Here is a 17657-nt window from a genome sequence, read left to right as displayed (position 1 = left end):
GGACCTGAGTTGACTAAGGAACTGGCTTCGATCTCAGTGGATGATGAGATTGCGCCAGATTTCATGGCTTCGCTCTCAGTCGCACTCTGCCCCGAACCGCGACCCCAGGCAATCAGCATTGTCGTCAACGCTCGTGATATTCCGGAGTCGCTCGCGGAGATCATAGTTGCAGCTGTATGCACGCAGATCGGGCAGGCAACTGATGCCAACACCCACGGGGACGTTGCCAACCGCGCATTTGTGGACATCGCCGGCATCGATGCCCTCGTGGATCAAGTCCTCGCGACCGTCGATGTGGAGCTTCTCGATGAGGCGAGGTCGCTAGGAGTAGCTGACGCAATTGACTGGGCAGCACCTGCCGACGAGTCGGACGTGCGTCGCGGTGCGCACGTGGGAGCGGCTCACGTCGCAGGTGGCTGGCTCGTGCCGCGCCCCGAACTCGTACGGCAAGTTATCGAAGTCGCCGAGGTGCGCCGTCTGGCGGTGATTGCAGGGCCCAGTGGCAGTGGAAAGAGCGCACTCGCCTACTCCGTGGCGCACGAGATCCGCAGTTCGTTTCGGTGGCAGCAGGTTCACTCGCTGACGCCAACTGGTCGCACCGGTCGTGATGCCGTCGCGCTCCTCGCGGCACGCATCGAGTACTTGCGGCCGAGCACCCATGCACCCGTTGGCATCTTGGTTGACGACGCGGGCCGACACGATCCCGTGGTCCTCGATCGGCTCTTGCGTCGGCTTGTCGACTTTCCGAACGTGATAACTATCGTCTCCATCCGGGAAGAGGACCGATTCCCTGTCCGGCTGTTGTCGACGGTCGCCACGATAACGCCCAGACTTGACGAAACTTTCGCGGAGCACCTGTGGCGCGACTTCCGGGCTCGACACCTAACATCCTGGGCTGGTTGGCGGGAGCCAGCCGAACGCGCCGACGGTTTCCTCTTGGAGTACGTCACGCTGCTCACTGAGGGTGAGAACCTCGATACGATCCTCGGAGCGCAAGTCCGGGCGCGCGAGGCCGACCACACCCGACACCTCGAACTCGAGATCCTTCGCATTGCATCCTGTGCCAACCAGTACGGCGTCCCCGTTCCGGCGCGCGCAGTTCAATCGGCCCTCAATGCCAATCTCAGCGCGTTCACTGCGGCGAGCCGCCGCCTTGTCGACGAGCACCTCATCATCGAGGACTCGGGCAATCTCCTTCGCCCGCTGCACGAGATCCGCTCTGCCTCCCTTGCCCGCGCGAGCCATCCTTTCGGACAGCGTGAGACCCTCAGAGACCTCGTCGCACTCGTGCCTGCCACCGAACTCGCACGCCTTCTCCGACGCGCTCTCGAGTCAGGTGCTGACTCGGCCGCGATGATCCGACCTGCGGCCGAACGTGTCATGCGCGACCGAGACCTTCAGACGCTCATCGCCGTCGCCTCGGCCTTCCGAACGGATGGCTTGCGGCAACGCGCCGACGATTGGAAGCGCATCCTAGATGAATGTGGCGTTGACGCCGGTAGAGCTGTTACAACGTTCATGATGTCCCGCACCCAGCAGCGCCCCGACACCGATGGCCTGCTCCAACCCGCCCTCTTGGCCGCCGTAATGCAACTCCGCGACGTCCCGACCGACCCTGACCTCCAACCCTTATGGCAAGCGATTGGGGCACCTCTCATCGAAGAAATCCTGAACAAGGCGGTAGCGGACCACGATCCACGTCACCTGCTCCTGCAGGCCGTGACCGTGCTCCGCGGGATTGACTCCGCAGCCCTCCGTGGCGCGGCTGATGCGATCGGTGCACGACTATCGGTGTGGCCCTTGCAGGACGCGGCCGACATGACGGAGGCGTTCCGCCGCGCCGCACCCGCACTCGCCGAGCAAGCGGTGGCTGCTGCAGGAGGTGAGCATCACCTCCTGCACCGGATCGCCACAGAAACCCCGTGGCTAGCGTCGCTCGAACGTACGGATGACGGGATTGATGGGAAATGGATATTCATCGACGAGGAGCTACAGCCGAACCAGAACGAACCCGTCGTGGAGATCTGCCGACTCGCCCTCGCTCTCGCACCAACAGCGACGATTGCGAGGGTCGGTGCCGTCGACGCCCTCGGACGTTTGGTCATGCTCAGCGACTTCCCGCTCGTCGACAAAGCGATCCCCCGAGAGAAACTTCCTCACACTCTCGAAGTCTCCGACAACAGAGCCCAAGCTCGAGCACTGTCCCGACTCTACGGCGCGGGCTCGCTGACCTCCAAGCTTGCCGCAGAGGCCGACACCATCAGGGCACTGATCGACCTGCTTCCCGAGATCACCATCGCGCACCTTAGCGATCGGTCAGTGACACGAGCGACGCTTCGTCGGTTCGAGGCGGCGAAGGCATTGCTTTTGGAGATGGATGCACCCGCGGAAGCGGAATATACAGACGAGATCCCTGGCGCTCTCGGTGAGTATCCCGTGGAAAGCGTCGCCGTTTCTGTGGCTCGGTCGCTGCTCCAACACGTCATCCCCAATCTCGCGCGGGCGGATATCACCAAGCGAAGCCCCCTCCACACCATTGGGATGCTTGACGATCTCACACCGAAGATCAGCGCAATGATCGAGCTTGACCGGTACCGCTACCTCCCGGACTCTCCAGACTGCGCACGCCTCCTGGAATACGTCCGCCACTTACGTGTGATCGCGTCCGCCAGTGCAGGGGCAGGTGCCCCGATCCGCGAGTTGATGCGAGCCGCCGCGAGCCGGCACACGGGCGCGGCTCGGATGGCGGCCGCCGCCGGGGTTGCGGCCGAGCGTTCCTCGGCCGCACTCGAGCAGGAGGCCGATCGCATGAGGCTCACGCTCGGCAGATCAGGGTTCGCAGTTTCCGTTGCCCCCAGCGCATCTGACCAGCCCATGACGAGCTGGCCACCCGGGGATCTGGCGATCACCGTTGAGGGCGAGGAGATCAACACTTACCTGAACCGCATCACACTCGTCTCCGACGCCGCAAGGGAAGCCCGTGCACATCCAGATCGTCGAATATGGATTGGGTTGCGCAAACCCGAGGGTTACCTTCGAGCATCCATCGTCCAGATCGCCCATAGGGGTGTACTGCTGCTAGGCGATCACGAGTCTCCGCGCGCCTTTGCAAAGGTCGCTCCAACACCGATCTCCACACCCTACGCCACGTTCCTGAGGCACGCTCGCCGGCTCGCGGCGATCGCCGCGATCACGGCCATTCGCGGAGCCAACGTGACCCTGGAGGATGAGCGCCGCGCTCTAGAAGAGTCATCCGAGCGCCTTCTCAATACTTGGGCGCAACTCGACGAACTCACATCTCCCCACGACAGGACCAAATACGTTTCAGAACTTAACGCTATCCTCACGACAATTGGCGCCGCAATCTCGGACGACTTTTCCACCGTCAAAGACTTCACAGACGAAGGCAAGTCCGGCTGGAACAAGATCGAGAGTTTGCAGAGTCTGCGCCTGCTGAACCTAGACAGAACAGGCGAGCCCAGCGCAGCTGCGGCGGTGATCCTGAGAACCGGCGTTCTGATTTCGGCTGTGGAGGACCACTTCGACATCGCAGACGCCCAGTTTGCCCACATGCTGCCACGCTTCGCCTAGCACACCGTGGCGTGTGTGCACGCGGTCTGCCCTGCACGCCTGGGCATTCAATTCCCGCAGTCGCTAGGTGCTCAGCTGCGTCCAGCGTGGAACCAGCTCAGCGGCCAAGCTCAGCGGCCAAGCTCGCCGACGCGCCGCACAAGAGCCTGACCGAGCTTGTAGAACTTCCGCAGATCCCCTTTGAGATCGTCGGGCGCTGGGCCTGCCTCGGGGACCGGCCACAGGCCCGCACCATGGGTGTTGACGTCGAAAACATCGACGTAGGCCGGTTGATCCCGATCGTCGCTTCGATACATGACCGAGACTTGCCCGCGCTCGTCCATGCCCATCTCCTCTGCACCCTTGGTATAGGTTCCCGGTTCCGGGGGGCCGAGGCGCCATAGTGCGCGAATGGAGCACCCGGGCGGGAGCGTGCGTGGCGTCTCCATCAACTCTCGGAGCGACTGCATTACCGTGTCTTCGCGGTTGGGCCACTTCAATGGTCTCAGCGTGAGCTCTCGGGCTGACGACTTGCCCGCGTTAGTGATTCGGATGTCCCAAGAGGTCACGCCGGCCAGCCCCGGGAGGATCTCTGCGAATACGTACGGTCGCGTTTGCCCAATGCTGTCACGCCGGAGCTGCTCGTTAGCGGCCTCGGCCGCCTCCGCTGACTTCTGCGCTGCGACGCTGGCCTTGCGCGATTCTTCCAATGTGCGATGTGCCGTCCGCCAAGCGAAGACAGCAAAAACCAGTAGCCCAAGCGTCAAAGCCGCCGAGACCAGTGCCGACCAAGCGGCGAGTTGATCAGTCCATATTGGGTTCCCCATGCCCAGCATGGTGGCAGACACCACCGAACGCGACGGCTCCACTTCCCGCTGATTGAAGACTGTGACACGGGTCGAGCCGGGGTCATGACGTCTCACGGACTTCCTTCAACTACATCCGCTAGTCGCGTGTGCTCCTTACCGAGAACATCCGGCCCGCTGGGCTGGTCTGTCTCCGACTCGAGCGCATGGCCGGCCGCACTTTCCAAGAGCGCCGATCGTCCACGGGTTTGGCGGCCGTCTCCCCGGGCGAGGCTGAACTTGCGTCGGTGGGCGTCCCAGGCGGCGGCGAGCGTCCATTGTTCGTGGTGGGGCCTGGCCGCGAAGATGCGAGCACGGTCTGCCGATCGGCGTCTGTACTCGTCGGCCGGGATTGATGCCACCCACTGGGCGTGGCGGCTGGCCTCGTTGATCCCATTGGCTTGTCGCTGGGCCGCCCAGCGGTGTTTGTCCTGGGCTTGGTCGCACGGGCTGCGTTTGACGAACTCTTTGGTGGCGTTGGAGCGTCGCCGGTGCCGCTCGGGCTCGGCGAGAGCGTCCCACCAGGCTTGGTGTCTGCGACGGTCGTTCTCGATGGCTGCCGCGCGTTGCCGTCCCCATTCGCTGAAGATCCGCGAGCGGTAGGCGGCCCGTTCGACCTCGATCTGTCCGTGCCGAACCTGATAGACCCGCTCTGCCTCACCGACGGCCGCCCGATAGCCGGGATCGGCCGAATCGGGGACGGCCGACCGCCAGGCACCGTGTTCGTCGCACTTGACCAGGCCGATTCGTCCGAGTTGGCGTAGCACGTCCACGGCGTAGCCATGTTGGTGTCGGGACGCCACTGCCCCGGGCGTTGTCTGGCCGGTCCCGCTCAGCAACGTGGCCGGGCTGGCCGGCAGGCTGCTGGTTCTTAGGTAGTGCCAGAAGATCGCGGCGGCCGGTGGCAGGACGTGCCAGAGGGCTGGGGGTAGGGGGGTGTGAGAACCAGGTGGGGGGATCTCGGGGTCTGTGCTCGGCGGGACGGAGAACTCGAAGGATGTGCGCGCCCTGCGCGCCCCTGCCGCGAGGGTGTCGGTGTGCAGGGTGCCGATGCTGTGCGCGTGCAGTTGGCGCAGCGCTGCGCGGATGGTCTTGCGGTCGGTGATGCCGGTGTCGAGTACCAGGTCGCGTTCGGGTACCGGTACCCGTAGGCAGCCGACGCGTTCCATACGGTCGAGGATCGCCAGCCCCACGCGCAGGATCGACGTCCGCGAGCGTTGGCCGGGCAGCAGTCGCCACAGTTCGGCGCGAGCTGCGGCGGTCGCGGCCATGATGTTCGGGTCTCGACTGACGGTCGGGGCGAACGTGTGGTCGTCGAGGACTGCGCGGTTCCAGACATGGTTGAGCCAGCGGCGTTTGTTGCTGCGGGCCTTGGTCATGACGTCGGGGTGCGCAGCCAGGATCTGCTGCCACGCGGTGTCTGCTGTGTGACCCGCCCGCAACAGCGCCCCGGTCGCGATGGCTTCGTAAGTGGATCGACTGTGGTCGTGGCCGCCCAGCGTCGGGCAGACGCCGTCCCGCATGTACCGTTCCCACGGCTGCGGCAGCGGCTTCGCGGGTCGTGGACGCGCGCCCAGGACTTCGTCCGAGCTGGTCGGTGAGTACGAGATTCGTCTGCTGTTCGGGTCTCGGCTGGCGGGCAGGGCGCGTGTCAGGCTTCGCAACGTGTCCGTTGGGGGGCGCTCGCCGAATGCAGGGGGTGGTGTGCCGCCCAACCGGTGCGGGGCGGTCAACGGACGTAGCGTGCGGCGCAGGTCGATCTGTTTGGGGCTGGCGGCCAGCTCGCCGCGCAGGCTCTTGACGAAGTCATGCAGGTCGTCCAGCAGTCCGCCGTGGACGATCAGCAGATGCCGGTGTCCGGCTGCGCCGGAGGGCCGGGTCAGCGTCCACAGCAGGTGTTGGTCGCACCATGCGGTGATCTCGTCTGCGGCTCGATTGCCGCGCCAGCCGTCGAGGTCGATGTCGATGGCCACGGCTTCGGGTCTGAGGCGCCCGACGATTGTTGCGACTTGTCCGCGTCCGACCAGGGCGAGGCCGGCCTGTCTGGTGGGGATGACCACGCGTGGCACGCGGCGGTTGGTGCTGTCGATGGCAAACCAGCCGTCGGGGTCGAACAGCAGGTCGTCGATCGCCGCGACGACGTCCTTTGGTCCGCCGCGGCGGGCCCGTTCGGCGGCGGGTGCGCTGGTTGTTATGCTGGCCACCTGAGGACCTTTCTGGGATAAGCGGAAAGAGTTCTCCGGGGATTCAGTTCCCCGTTGGTCGGTCGAGGGAGGGGGTGCCCGAGGCCGACACCCAGGCCCGCCCGCGACGGCGGGCCTCGGTCTTTCCCGGGCTAGTGCTATCTGCCCCTTCCTGTTGAGGGTTGTGCCGACCGGCTGGTCAGCGACCGACCGACGGCGGAGTGATAGTTCGAGGTGGGGGTTCACGACGGGACGCAGGGTGGGTGCGGGCGGTGGCGAACATCACCGAGGCGGCGTAGGTGCTTGTGGGCAGGAGGATGCTGCTCGCCGACCTGGCCTGGATGGACGCCGCAACCGTGTGGTCAGCCTGGCCGAGCACGTAGTCGCGCACCGGCTCGGGGATCACGATGGGCGCGCGTCCCTCGGCACGGGCCATGGATGCCCAGATGGTGAACCGGTTGAACCCCTGATCGGGGTGGGCTGCGAACATCTCTTCGGTGAGCTTCGCCACGGCGACCGCGGGTGCCTCCGAGATGCGGTCCAGCCCGGCTCGCGACACCACGGCCGCTTCGACCCCAGCGGCTAAACCCGCAGCCAACACACCCGGAGTGTTCGGACCTCGGGCCAGGTCCGGGTCGCGCAAGATGGTCCGCAGTCCGATGGCCGCGTCCATCAAAGGTCGGGATCCGCTGGTGTCCGGAGTGATCAGGCTCACCCACTGGTCCCACGTCCGGGTCCAAGAGTGGGCGGCTTCCTCGAGTGCGGGCAGGAGCCGGCTACGCACATCATCGGCGGGCAGCCTTCCAGATTGCGCCGCGGTGGAGGTGAGCGCCGCGGTCCGGGCGAGCAGCGCGAGGTTCACATCGGCTGCGATCGCGTAGTTGCGGGGGTCGGGGTGCCGGTCGAGGACCGCGTGCATGGTGGTGTTCCACGTTGTCATTGCGGCCGCCAGGCGTGCGTCCGGTGAAGGCTCGCCGGGCTGTTGGGACGGATGCCGGTTGGCTTGGATTTCGAGCATCTGTTCGATGCTTCGGACGCGTTCGGCCAGGAGTGTCACCGCCTGAGCTTGGGGGCCTGCCGTGTTGGCGCGTTGAAGCGCGTTGGCGCGGCGGGCGAGGCTGATCGCGACCCCGTGGGTGAGCAGCCACGTAGTGTGCACAACCGAAACAGACACCTCGGCCGCCTGTGGCGAAGCACTGGACGTGTGTTCCCGAAGACGCTGCCCGGCTTCGGCCAGGAGCCCGGCGATCCGCGATGCTCGCGGGTCGGGTGGCTGGTCGTCCGGCCAGCCGCGGCGGGCGTCCATGTGCACCGCGGCCGAGGTCCGGCTGACCTGGGTGAGGACGTTGGCAGCCTGTTGGTGCGATGTCTTGCCGTCGGGGATGGCGGTGAGGGTGTCGGCGGCGGTCTCCATCGCTTCCGCCCACCCCAGCAGCAGCCCTTTCGCCCGCTCGGGGTCGGGGCCGTCGAGCAGGATCTCCCGTGCCTGCCGGTCGGCAGCCACCAACAACCGGCCGACGTCGTTCACGGCTGGGACTGCTCTCGCGCGGCGGCCAGGACGTCGCACAACATGACGATCAGCCGCGAAGTGCCCGGCGGATACGCGTAGATCGGCAGCCGACGCAACTCAGCCTCCGCCGCCAACAAGGCGTTGACACATCCTGGCAGGCCCGGTGTGGCGCCTTCGAGCGGGAGCCCTTCGGGCAGTGGTGTCACGGCAAGCAGCAGCAGGGTTGCGCAGTCCTGCTCCAGCCAGGACGGGAACACCCCGCCCGCCCGGATCGTGTCCCGGCGGGCCTCGTCATGGGCGTGGTGGATCAGCCGGGCCGCGTGCAACAGGCTTCGTTGGCCGGCGGTGAGGGGCAGTTGGGTGCTCGGCACAGGGTTCATCGGGATGCTCCGTTTTGCGGGACGACTGACGGGTTGTCCACACATCCCAAGCCCATTTGGCGAACCCTCATGGACACCCACCACCCTTCCGGTGTGCACATTCGAGGAAGGAGACCGTGATGGGCATCACCGTTTGGCGGATCATCGCTGCGACACCGGCACTGGCGTTCAGCCTCTGGATGGGGCTGGCGATGTGGGCACTGGCACCCGGCTACGTCAGCGCGACAGTGACCGCGCTGTGGGCGGTGATGCTCGTCGTCGCACCGACCCGGGCAGGGCAGGACGCGCTGATGCGGCTGCTGCTACCCGCCCGCGCACCCAACCAGGTGGAGGAGGGGGCGCTGGCCGACTCGATCGCTGGGATGCGTCAAACCGGACCTGCGGCCGCCAAGTTGGGTGTGCGGGTGGTCGGGATGCCCGATGTCGCTGCAGCGGGCTGCGGCCGGCACAACGTCGTCGTCACCCGCGGCGCCGTGCTCGCGCTTCAGGCGGGTCGCCTGCCTGCAGACCAGATGACGGCTCTGTTGGTGTCCGCGGCCGGCCAGGTCGTCGGTGGCGCCACCCGCTTGGAATGGCCGCTGAGCGTCCTGACCCTGCCTTGGCTTCCGTTCCGGGTCCTGCTGCAAGCCTTCATGATCACCTTCGGTACGAGCCGGCCTGTCCGGTTTGCGCTCAAGGTGCGCGGCCTGTACGCCATCGCGGCGTTCATCCAAACCACACTCGAGGGCCACCCCCTGATCGGCGTCGGGGTGCTCGCCACGCTCGCAGCAACCTACGGGCAGCCCTACGCCGCCCGCCAGGTCGTGCGCCGCCAGACGCGGGCCGGCGACCAGTACGCGGCTGAACAAGGACATGGACCTGGTCTGGCGGAGTTGCCGAAACAGTTGCGTTCGTGTCCCGTGAGGCGCGCACAGGTTGAGAGAGGGCTGGACTGAAGGCCGTCGATGTCGCTGCGTTCGAAGTCCTCGATGAACTGAGGATGGAGACCACGCCCGGCGAGGCCAAGGCGCGTCTCGGCAGGCTCTCGACCCGGCTCTGGGCCTTTGCTGACGGCGCCACAGTCGCGCCGCGGGCGTCAAGTCGCGGCGTGTTGCCCGCCAGGCGACCCGCGCGCTCAGTCGATCGCCAGCGCGGCGTCGGCAGCCTCCTTGATCGCCTGGACCGCGCGCCGCGCCTGCTTCGCGTCCCCGATGACCCAGCACGGGATACCGAGTTCGCCGGCGCGTTTCTCAAACGGTTCGGTCGGACGAGAGCGTGCGCCGATGGCGATCACCACGGTGTCGTAGGGCAGTTCGCGGGTCTGGCCGTCCTGCTCGTAGACAACCACGTCCGGCGTGATCTCCTCGCAGCGGGCACCAGTCCTCAAGTCCACGCCAGACCTGCCCAATTCCTCCAGCACGCTGATCCGTCGGATCTGGCCGATGTCCTCACCGATCGCGCCGAGCATCTCGAGCACGACCAGCGAATCGACCTTGTCGACCAGGTATTCGGCGACCTCGAGGCCGACCAGCCCGCCCCCGATGACGACCACTCGTCCGGTCGGGAAGACCGCCTGGGTGAGCACGTCGTGCGAATCGACCACGCCGGGCAGGTCGCGCCCGGGGAAGCTCGGCATGATCGGGGTCGCGCCGGTGGAGATGATCAGTGCGTCGGCCCCGTCCAACCGGTCAGGGGTGAGTCGGTCGTGCAGCCGCACCTCGACGCCTTCCTTCAGCAGCGTCTTGCCCATCGCGATGGCGGCCTGGCGCATCTCGGCCTTCCGTGGCGCCATCCCGGCCAACAAGAACTGGCCACCCAACTCATTGGTCGACTCGAACAGCACCGGATGGTGCCCGCGGCGGTGCAGCAGCGTCGCGGCCTCCATCCCGGCCACCCCGCCGCCGGCGATGTAGACGACCTTGGGGTCGGTGGTCGGCTTGAGCTCGTAGTCCGACTCCAGCCCGACCGACGGGTTGCGCAGGCAGGTGATGTGCGGCATGTCCGGGGAGACGAAACCGTCCGGGTCAAAACCTGAAGCCGGGCAAGGTCATCGACCCGGCGCTGTCGCTGTACGACAAGTTGGGCTGAGCGGGCTGCCCGGGGCGCCGCCGGCGGACGCCGAGAGGTTCGACTTCACGCCGACCGTCGATTGGCTCACCCTTCAGCTGGGACCTGATGATGGCTGTCCGTCGGGACGTAGCGGGCGGTTCTGCGCTCGCCGACCATCTTCAGCATCCCCTTGTCGGTCATGCGCTTCAGCAGGGCGCGGGCCTCGGTCGGGGCGAGCTGGCAGAGTTCGGCAGCCTGAGAGCGCGCGATACTGCCGTAACTGCGCACGTACTCTGAGACGAGCTGTTCCTGCTGGAGTGGATCCATTGCCCGGACGCGAACGTACGCGTTGCGATCCTGGGCGAGGTCGTAGAAGCGCGCGGTCAAATGGAACCGGCGGTTGCGACCGCTCCCGCGGGCCTCAATGACGCCCATCTCGACGAGTCGGGTGGACGTCGTCCGCACGGCACCGGACGGGAGAGCCAATGCTTCCGCAAGCTCGCCGTTGGTGGCCGAACCTGCAGCCTTGAGTTCGTGGACCAGCCGGAGCTCGTCCAAAGCCAGCGGACGCTGCCGCGAGTCTTCGAAGGTCAACAAGAAGCGCACCAGATCCAGATCGACCGAACCCAGAGGGACAGCCACCGATACCAGTTCCGGGTTTGAGGCCGTGTAGTCGGGGACTTCCCTGCCGGCCCTCAACTGCGCTTCAAACATTTCGTTGATGCCTTTGCCTTTGCGCTCGACCAGGCCCACCCGCCGGAAGGCATCGGCAAGGATCGGGCTCCGCGGACGGCTCTGCTCGAGCATGTTCTCAACTGTTATCCCAGGTGGGAATCCGCCGGGGTTGCTGACTACGAACTGCGTGTCGGTGAGCCTGATCGTCGTCGGACCGAGTTCCGCGTAGTCCCGATGGACCAGCGCATTCGCCACCGCTTCGCGTCGCGTCCGTTCTGGCATCAAGTCGATGTCCACCCTATGGATGCCGGCGGTGAGTTCCGTCGTCGTATTGCGCAGGTCGAGAAGCGCGGCAATCTCCTCAGCGATGCGCAAGAGCGGGCCCCGCAGCCGCAGGTTGGCGTGGAGGCCACCCTCGCGCAGGTCCTGGAAGAGGAACTCGGCGGTCGGAACCCAGCGGTCCAACGCGGCATCGCGGCCGAAGAGAAGAATGGCTCCAAGGCCGAGAGAGCCGTCATGGTGCAGCAGGCCGAGTGCCTTGCAGATGTCTGTGTCAGACAGCTTGGCCATCGACTCCTGCCCCGATGTGGCAGCACACCGCCGGCGGAATCGTTCGAACTCCACTGGGTCGAGGTCGGCCATGCTGGCACCACGAGCCGGGGCAGCTGCGTAATCGATCCCCCGGGATACCAGCCCCAAGCTCACTATCTCGTAGGGGGTCATCGGGATGCAGGTCGGTCGCCCGTCCGTACCGATAGCGCGCTTCACGAATAGGCCCGACTTTGTCGCGACCGGTCCTGGGATGGCCTGCGGCACCTCGATGACAATGACCTCTACGCCCGCCACCTCGTGAACCGACACGTCAACGGCATGCGGCGGCTCGGTCAGGTTCTGGATGGCTGCTGCGAGTCGCATCGGACTCGTCTGAGTGTCGTGCCGATGCTTCGCCCCCGTGATGGCGCCGTCATCCTCGACTCCCAGGAGCAGGGTGCCGCCTTGGCCATTCGCGAGACACACGACAGTCTCGATGACCTGTCGGTCGTTGACTGAGCCTCGCTTGAACTCAACGGTGAGGGATTCGCCAGCAGCCACCACAGCGGCCACATCGAGGTGTTCACGGTCCGCGTCGAGGTTCACACGGTCAGTCTATGCATAAGTTTGATGCGGCTAAGGACATCTGGGTTTCGAGTTCATAGTTTTTGAACTTTATGAGTTGGATCTATCTTCTTGGGCAGTGGACTGCCTCCTGGGGCGGCGAAGGGTCGAGCAGGACGCGCACGGGGCTGAATCGCGTAGTGGTGCACGCTGAGCGGCTGAACCAACGCGCGAACGACAACTGGCGCTCGACTACGCGAGCCCGACGAGACGGGCGAGTGGGTGTGAACAGCCCCAGGCGGAACTGACTCGCGCGCGAGTCCGTGCACCCGTCGACGCCCGTCATCGGGGCACGCGTCCGCCGCCGGATGGACCGCCCCGGGGATGTCGGGCGGCGGTCGGCGGCTGGGGTGGCCGCGGTCAGAACTTGGCCGAATCTGAACCTTTTCCAGACTCCCTGCCAAGACGAGGGCTGCGATCCTGACAACCGACGAGGTCCAGGCTTGGCAGCGGAGGAAGTTGCGATGGGGTGGGGTATGTGGCTGCTCATGCTGGCCGGCACCGTCGCCTTCTGGGGTGTCATTCTGCTTGGGCTGCGGGCCCTGCTCGAGGTCCGGGAGGAAGACGGAGCGGCCCAACCCGAGCAGGCCATGGATCCTCCCGCGAGCCGGCCCGTGGTCACCGCACCCGAGTTTCAGCAATCACCACCCGGCGATGACGTCAGCGCTCTCGAATCGGACAGCAGGACGCCATCGCCGACACCAGGAGCCAAACGATGAACCATTTTTCGCGGCGGAGCATCCTGCTCGGAGGTCTCGGTCTCGGGGCTGCGGCGCTGGCAGGCTGCACACCGGCCGGCCCGACAGGCGGACGCGAATCCTCGAGTTCGGCCCCGGTTCCCTCGTTGGCCGTCCCGACCCCCGGACAGCGGGTCGTGGAGCAGACGCTCACGGCGAGGCCTGTCACCCTCGATCTGGGCGGCTCCCAGGTTGCGACGTGGGCGTACGGTGACTCCGCGCCCGGGGCCGTCATTCGCGCCACGGCAGGCGAATTCGTGCGGGTCACCGTGGACAACCAGCTTCCTGCGGACACCAGCATCCACTGGCACGGCATCCGGCTGCCCAACGCCGCCGACGGCGTCCCCGGCATGACCCAGGACCCCATCCGAACCGGGGAGAAGTTCGTCTACGGGTTCACCGCAACCGACCCCGGGACCTACTTCTTCCACCCGCACGTGGGGGTCCAACTGGACCGGGGGCTGTACGCGCCGCTCGTGATCGACGACCCGCGCGAGCCCGGAGCCTACGACGCCGAGTGGATCGTCACCCTGGACGACTGGGTTGACGGCACCGGGCGGACCCCCGACGACGTGTTGAACGAGCTGATCGAAGCCGGCGGCTCGGCGGGTTCCGGCGGAATGGGCGGCATGGACCACGGCTCGCACGGCGCCGGAGAGACCCAGCAGCCGTGGGGCGACGCAGGGGACGTCACCTACCCATTCTTCCTCGTCAACGGACGGGTGCCCACGTCCCCCGAGACGTTCACCGCGAAGGCGGGCCAGCGGGTGCGGCTGCGGATCATCAACGCCGCCTCCGACACGATCTTCACCGTCGCCCTCGGCGGGCATGTGCTCACCATCACCCATACCGACGGTTATCCGGTGGTCCCTCAGGAGACAGGCGCGCTGTTCATCGGGATGGGCGAGCGGTACGACGCGGTCGTCACCCTGGGTGACGGCGTGTTCCCCCTGGTCGCGCGCCCGTTCGGCAAGGCCACGGGTGGCCAGGGGCTGGCGTTGATCCGCACCGGTGCCGGCTCCGCGCCCGGCCCGGACGTCACCCCCACGGAACTCACCGGCACCGCGCTGATCGGGTCGGAGCTACGACCCGACGAGTCGGCCCGGCTGCCGTCCAGGACCGCGGACGCGACCGCGCAGGTCACCCTCGAGGGCTCGATGAGCCCCTACCGATGGGGGATCAACGGCGCGCCGTTCGGTGAGAACGAGCCTCTCACTGTCAGGGCGGGGGAGCGGCTGCGCCTCAACGTGATGAACATGACGATGATGACCCACCCGCTGCACCTGCACGGGCACACCTTCGCGCTGGCGTCCGGCCTGCGCAAGGACACCGTGCTGCTGGCCCCCATGCAGTCGATGCCCATCGAACTGGACGCCGACAACGCCGGCAACTGGGCACTCCACTGCCACAACATCTACCACGCCGAGGCGGGCATGATGATTGGCCTGCAGTACGTCACCTAGCAGAGTCGAGGTTGACTCAACCTTGACCGTTCCCACAGCGGGGGCGCACATTCGCCGGGCAATGTCAGGGTGAAGCATCCGACCTCGGCAATGGAGATCAGACATGGACCACAACGCATCTCGCCACTACCAGCGCACCAACCTCGCCAGCGCCGACCCCGTGGACAGGTTCGTCGCCGACCCCCACGTCTCGGCCGGCCAAGCCGACAGCTCCTCGCCGAAGGAGTCGCACAAGGGACACGGCTGGATGCACTGGGCGATGTGCGCGCCGATGTTGCTGGTCGTCGGGTACCTCGTCCTGACCGGGTCAGCCGGCGGTGGCGCCGTCGTCTATGCGTTGGGCTGCGTGCTCATGATGGGCGTGATGATGCTCCTGATGAACCGGTCCGGGGGCGGCCACTCCGGACACCGGCACTAGTCGGTCCGGTACCGTCGCAGCGCAGGGGGTTTTTGGCCGTGTGGCCCGTTCTCTTCACAATCTTCGGTTTCCAGGTGCAGTCGTACGGAGTGAGCAAGGCACTGGCCGCACTGGTCGGGGCGTATCTACTCGGACGGGCATTCCGCCGGCTCGGGTACTCGGTGGAAGTGGCCCACTCCTTGGTCCTGTGGGCCACCGTGTGGGGGTTTGTCGGCGCCAAGTTGTACTTCTTGGCCGACAACTGGCAGCACTTCGACCTCCACATGTTGGGTGGCTCCGGGTTCGTCTGGTACGGAGGGCTCATCGGTGGGGCCCTCGCGGTGGTGGTGATCACCCGCCGTCAAGGGCTACCGCTGGGCACGGTTGCGGGCGCCATGGCGATCCCGTTGTCCGTCGCGTACGGGATCGGCCGCATCGGGTGCTTCCTGGCTGGAGACGGCACCAATGGGACGCCCACGGACCTCCCGTGGGGGATGGCCTTCCCCCACGGCATCGTCCCGGTCGATGTGCCCGTCCACCCCACCCAGCTGTATGAAACCGCTGGTGCCTTCTTGATTGCAGCTGTCCTGTGGGTTCTGGGTCGTCGCTGGCGGCCAGTCCCCGTGTTCGGCGCGTACCTCGCCCTCAGTGGCGCGGCCAGGCTCTTGGTCGAGTTCGTCCGGGTCAACGACCGAGTGCTGTTCGGCCTGTCGGAGGCGCAGTTGTTCGGCATCGTGAGCATCGCCGTCGGTGCCGGCCTGATAGCAGTCGACCGCAAGCGGTCTCGGCCAATGCCAACCGAGGATGTCGCGATGCCAGTCGAGGCGGCCGCAGCCCGGGTGTGACCCGTGGCGGATCTTGGGCGGATCTTGACCCGGCTCACGTCGCCCACAAACGCTGGGTGGGCAGGCTTCTGCTCATGGACCCGACACTCCCGCACTACCGCGCTGTTACCGGCGATCCAATCTCCGGCACCGCGGTCGTGACACGTGCCACCTGGTGGAGCACCCTGTGGGCAGGAGTTCGAGCTGCGACGGGAGCCCTGTTGGGGCTCGTGCCACACGTCATGCACCACATCGGTTTCCTCGCCGGCGCGGCACTGCTCACCGGTGTGGTCGGCAACTCGGTGCTGTACGCGGCAGGCCTGCTGTTGAGCATCCCGATGCTCAATCGGCTGCGGAAACGGTTCGGCACCTGGAAGGCCCCCGTCATCGGCGTCGCGGTGTTCAGCGCCCTGTTCGCGCTGTCCGCCTTCGTGATCGGCCCGGCGTTCAACCCCACCGACGCGGGCCCCGCACCGACGATCGAACAGGCCGGCACAGACGCCGAACATGCGGGGCACCACCCGTGACGGGCCGACGGAGCAGACCGAATCTTGACGTTGCCTTGACGAACCGCCACGGGTTGGCCCGCGAGCATGGAGCACTGTGAATACCCTTGAGCCAAGTCACCAACTGCCGGGCCCCGACACCAACCGCCCCAGCGTCACGCTGGTGACGAGCCCGGCATGCCACCTGTGTGAGGACGCCCACGCCGAGCTTCTCGACCGGGTCGCGCTCGGGCAGCTCAGCCTGGATGTGGTCACCGCCGAGTCGGACCGTGGGCGTGCCCTGGTGGAGCAGCACCGGCCGGGTCTGTTCCCCCTCGTGCTGCTCGATGGCGCCTTCTTCAGTGCCGGCCGGCTGCCACGCCGCAAGCTTGACGCTGTTCTCGCACGGAAGGTGACCGCCTGATGGGGGCCGAACTCCTGGCCACCGGCAGCATCCTGGCCGCCTTCTTCGCGGGCATGGTCGCACTGTTCGCGCCCTGCTGCATCGTGTTCCTCGCACCCTCCTACCTGGCGGCCGCGGTCAAGAACAACCGCTGGCGGCTGCTGCCGCTGACCTTCGTCTTCGCGGCTGGGTTGGCGCTGGTGCTGGTGCCGATCACATTGGGGGTGAGCCTGCTCGCGGGTGCGATCGCGAAGTACCACGTGCCGCTGTACTGGGCCGGCGGCCTGCTCATGATCGGCCTGGGATTCCTCGCCCTCAGCGGCCGGATGTGGTCGATGCCCTCGGCGCTGCGAGCACCGGACACGACCCGGGGCGACTCTGCCACCTTCTTCAGCCTGGGCGTGTTCTCGGGAATCGCATCCAGCTGCTGCGCCCCCGTGCTGGCCGGCGTGATGACGTTGTCGGCACTGTCGGGCAGCCCGTTCGGTGGTCTGGTGCTCGGGCTTGCGTTTGTGTTCGGCATGGTGATCCCGCTGCTGCTGATGGCCCTGTTGTGGGACGCGGCGGGGCTCGACAAACGCCGTTGGGGCCGCGCGAAGCCACTGCGGTTCACGGTGGCCGGCCACAACCTGCACACCAACAGCATCAACCTGCTGGTCTGCCTGGCGTTCGTGGTCATGGGCATCTGGGTCATCACGCTCGCCGGGTCGCCGACGATGACCGGTTCGGGAACGTGGTTCCAGCAGGCAGCCGGTGACTGGGTCACCCGGGTCGCCCAGGGCATCCTGGCCTGGCTCGCCCCCGTCCCGGACGCCATCCTGGGTGTCGGCCTGCTGGCACTGGCGGGCGTGTTCGTGTGGGCCACACTCCGCGACCGTCGCCGCCCCATCGCAAGCGGCCACCCGGACGACGCCGCCAATGCCGACGCGGCGGCTCACTGCCACAGCGAGTCCGCCGCCGACCAGCCCATCGCTGACCACCACGAAACCTCGAGGAACTGAC

General features: G+C 66.6%; 15 protein-coding genes. 9 read left to right on the top strand and 6 right to left on the bottom strand.

Annotated features, from left to right (window positions below; genetic code table 11):
• Positions 1-9 precede the first annotated feature (9 nt).
• On the top strand, positions 10-3591 hold the full coding sequence (locus tag VB059_RS12770) for a hypothetical protein (protein WP_323422390.1): 3582 nt from the start codon (positions 10-12) through the stop codon (positions 3589-3591).
• A 110-nt stretch (positions 3592-3701) separates the two neighbouring features.
• On the opposite strand, the gene VB059_RS12765 is transcribed toward VB059_RS12770, so the two are convergent.
• From VB059_RS12765 to VB059_RS12750, 4 genes are all read right to left on the bottom strand, one after another.
• Positions 3702-3914 carry a hypothetical protein gene (locus VB059_RS12765; protein ID WP_323422389.1) on the bottom strand — a complete coding sequence of 71 codons (213 nt, stop codon included), beginning with the start codon at positions 3912-3914 and terminating at the stop codon, positions 3702-3704.
• A gap of 575 nt (positions 3915-4489) precedes the next feature.
• The gene (locus VB059_RS12760) at positions 4490-6619 is read right to left on the bottom strand and encodes a hypothetical protein (RefSeq protein ID WP_323422388.1); all 2130 of its coding nucleotides are present in this window, start codon (positions 6617-6619) and stop codon (positions 4490-4492) included.
• A gap of 178 nt (positions 6620-6797) precedes the next feature.
• Entirely contained in the window at positions 6798-8126 is a 1329-nt protein-coding gene (locus tag VB059_RS12755; protein WP_323422387.1) for a hypothetical protein, read from the bottom strand.
• The gene (locus VB059_RS12750; protein ID WP_323422386.1) at positions 8123-8488 is read right to left on the bottom strand and encodes a hypothetical protein; all 366 of its coding nucleotides are present in this window, start codon (positions 8486-8488) and stop codon (positions 8123-8125) included. The genes VB059_RS12755 and VB059_RS12750 overlap by 4 nt, the downstream gene beginning before the upstream one ends.
• Positions 8489-8607: 119 nt before the next feature.
• On the opposite strand from VB059_RS12750, the gene VB059_RS12745 reads away from it, so the two are divergent.
• Complete coding sequence (locus VB059_RS12745) at positions 8608-9423, top strand: hypothetical protein (RefSeq protein ID WP_323417640.1); 816 nt, start codon at positions 8608-8610, stop codon at positions 9421-9423.
• A 179-nt stretch (positions 9424-9602) separates the two neighbouring features.
• Here VB059_RS12745 and VB059_RS12740 read toward each other — a convergent pair whose 3' ends face one another.
• Positions 9603-10466 carry an FAD-dependent oxidoreductase gene (locus tag VB059_RS12740; protein WP_323417641.1) on the bottom strand — a complete coding sequence of 288 codons (864 nt, stop codon included), beginning with the start codon at positions 10464-10466 and terminating at the stop codon, positions 9603-9605.
• A 155-nt stretch (positions 10467-10621) separates the two neighbouring features.
• Positions 10622-12328 carry a DNA glycosylase AlkZ-like family protein gene (locus tag VB059_RS12735; protein ID WP_323417642.1) on the bottom strand — a complete coding sequence of 569 codons (1707 nt, stop codon included), beginning with the start codon at positions 12326-12328 and terminating at the stop codon, positions 10622-10624.
• Positions 12329-12822: 494 nt separating this feature from the next.
• Between VB059_RS12735 and VB059_RS12730 the strand changes: the two genes are divergently transcribed.
• The 7 genes from VB059_RS12730 (at position 12823) to VB059_RS12700 (ending at position 17656) form a co-directional block, all read left to right on the top strand.
• Positions 12823-13065 carry a hypothetical protein gene (locus tag VB059_RS12730; protein ID WP_323417643.1) on the top strand — a complete coding sequence of 81 codons (243 nt, stop codon included), beginning with the start codon at positions 12823-12825 and terminating at the stop codon, positions 13063-13065.
• A complete protein-coding gene (locus VB059_RS12725) occupies positions 13062-14546 on the top strand; it encodes a multicopper oxidase family protein (RefSeq protein WP_323417644.1) in 1485 nt (494 codons plus the stop codon). Before VB059_RS12730 ends, VB059_RS12725 begins: the two co-directional genes overlap by 4 nt.
• Positions 14547-14649: 103 nt before the next feature.
• On the top strand, positions 14650-14964 hold the full coding sequence (locus VB059_RS12720; protein ID WP_323417645.1) for a hypothetical protein: 315 nt from the start codon (positions 14650-14652) through the stop codon (positions 14962-14964).
• Between the two features lie 38 nt (positions 14965-15002).
• The gene (locus VB059_RS12715) at positions 15003-15788 is read left to right on the top strand and encodes a prolipoprotein diacylglyceryl transferase (RefSeq protein WP_323417646.1); all 786 of its coding nucleotides are present in this window, start codon (positions 15003-15005) and stop codon (positions 15786-15788) included.
• Positions 15789-16009: 221 nt separating this feature from the next.
• Entirely contained in the window at positions 16010-16294 is a 285-nt protein-coding gene (locus VB059_RS12710) for a hypothetical protein (protein ID WP_323422385.1), read from the top strand.
• Positions 16295-16436: 142 nt separating this feature from the next.
• Positions 16437-16676: a hypothetical protein gene (locus VB059_RS12705; RefSeq protein WP_323417647.1), complete on the top strand. Its 240-nt coding sequence runs from the start codon at positions 16437-16439 to the stop codon at positions 16674-16676.
• Complete coding sequence (locus tag VB059_RS12700; RefSeq protein WP_323417648.1) at positions 16676-17656, top strand: cytochrome c biogenesis CcdA family protein; 981 nt, start codon at positions 16676-16678, stop codon at positions 17654-17656. Before VB059_RS12705 ends, VB059_RS12700 begins: the two co-directional genes overlap by 1 nt.
• The last annotated feature ends 1 nt before the right edge of the window (position 17657 follow it).

Source organism: Raineyella sp. (genome assembly GCF_034933565.1).
Classification (GTDB): domain Bacteria; phylum Actinomycetota; class Actinomycetes; order Propionibacteriales; family Propionibacteriaceae; genus Raineyella.
This window is presented reverse-complemented; position numbering and strand designations above follow the sequence as displayed.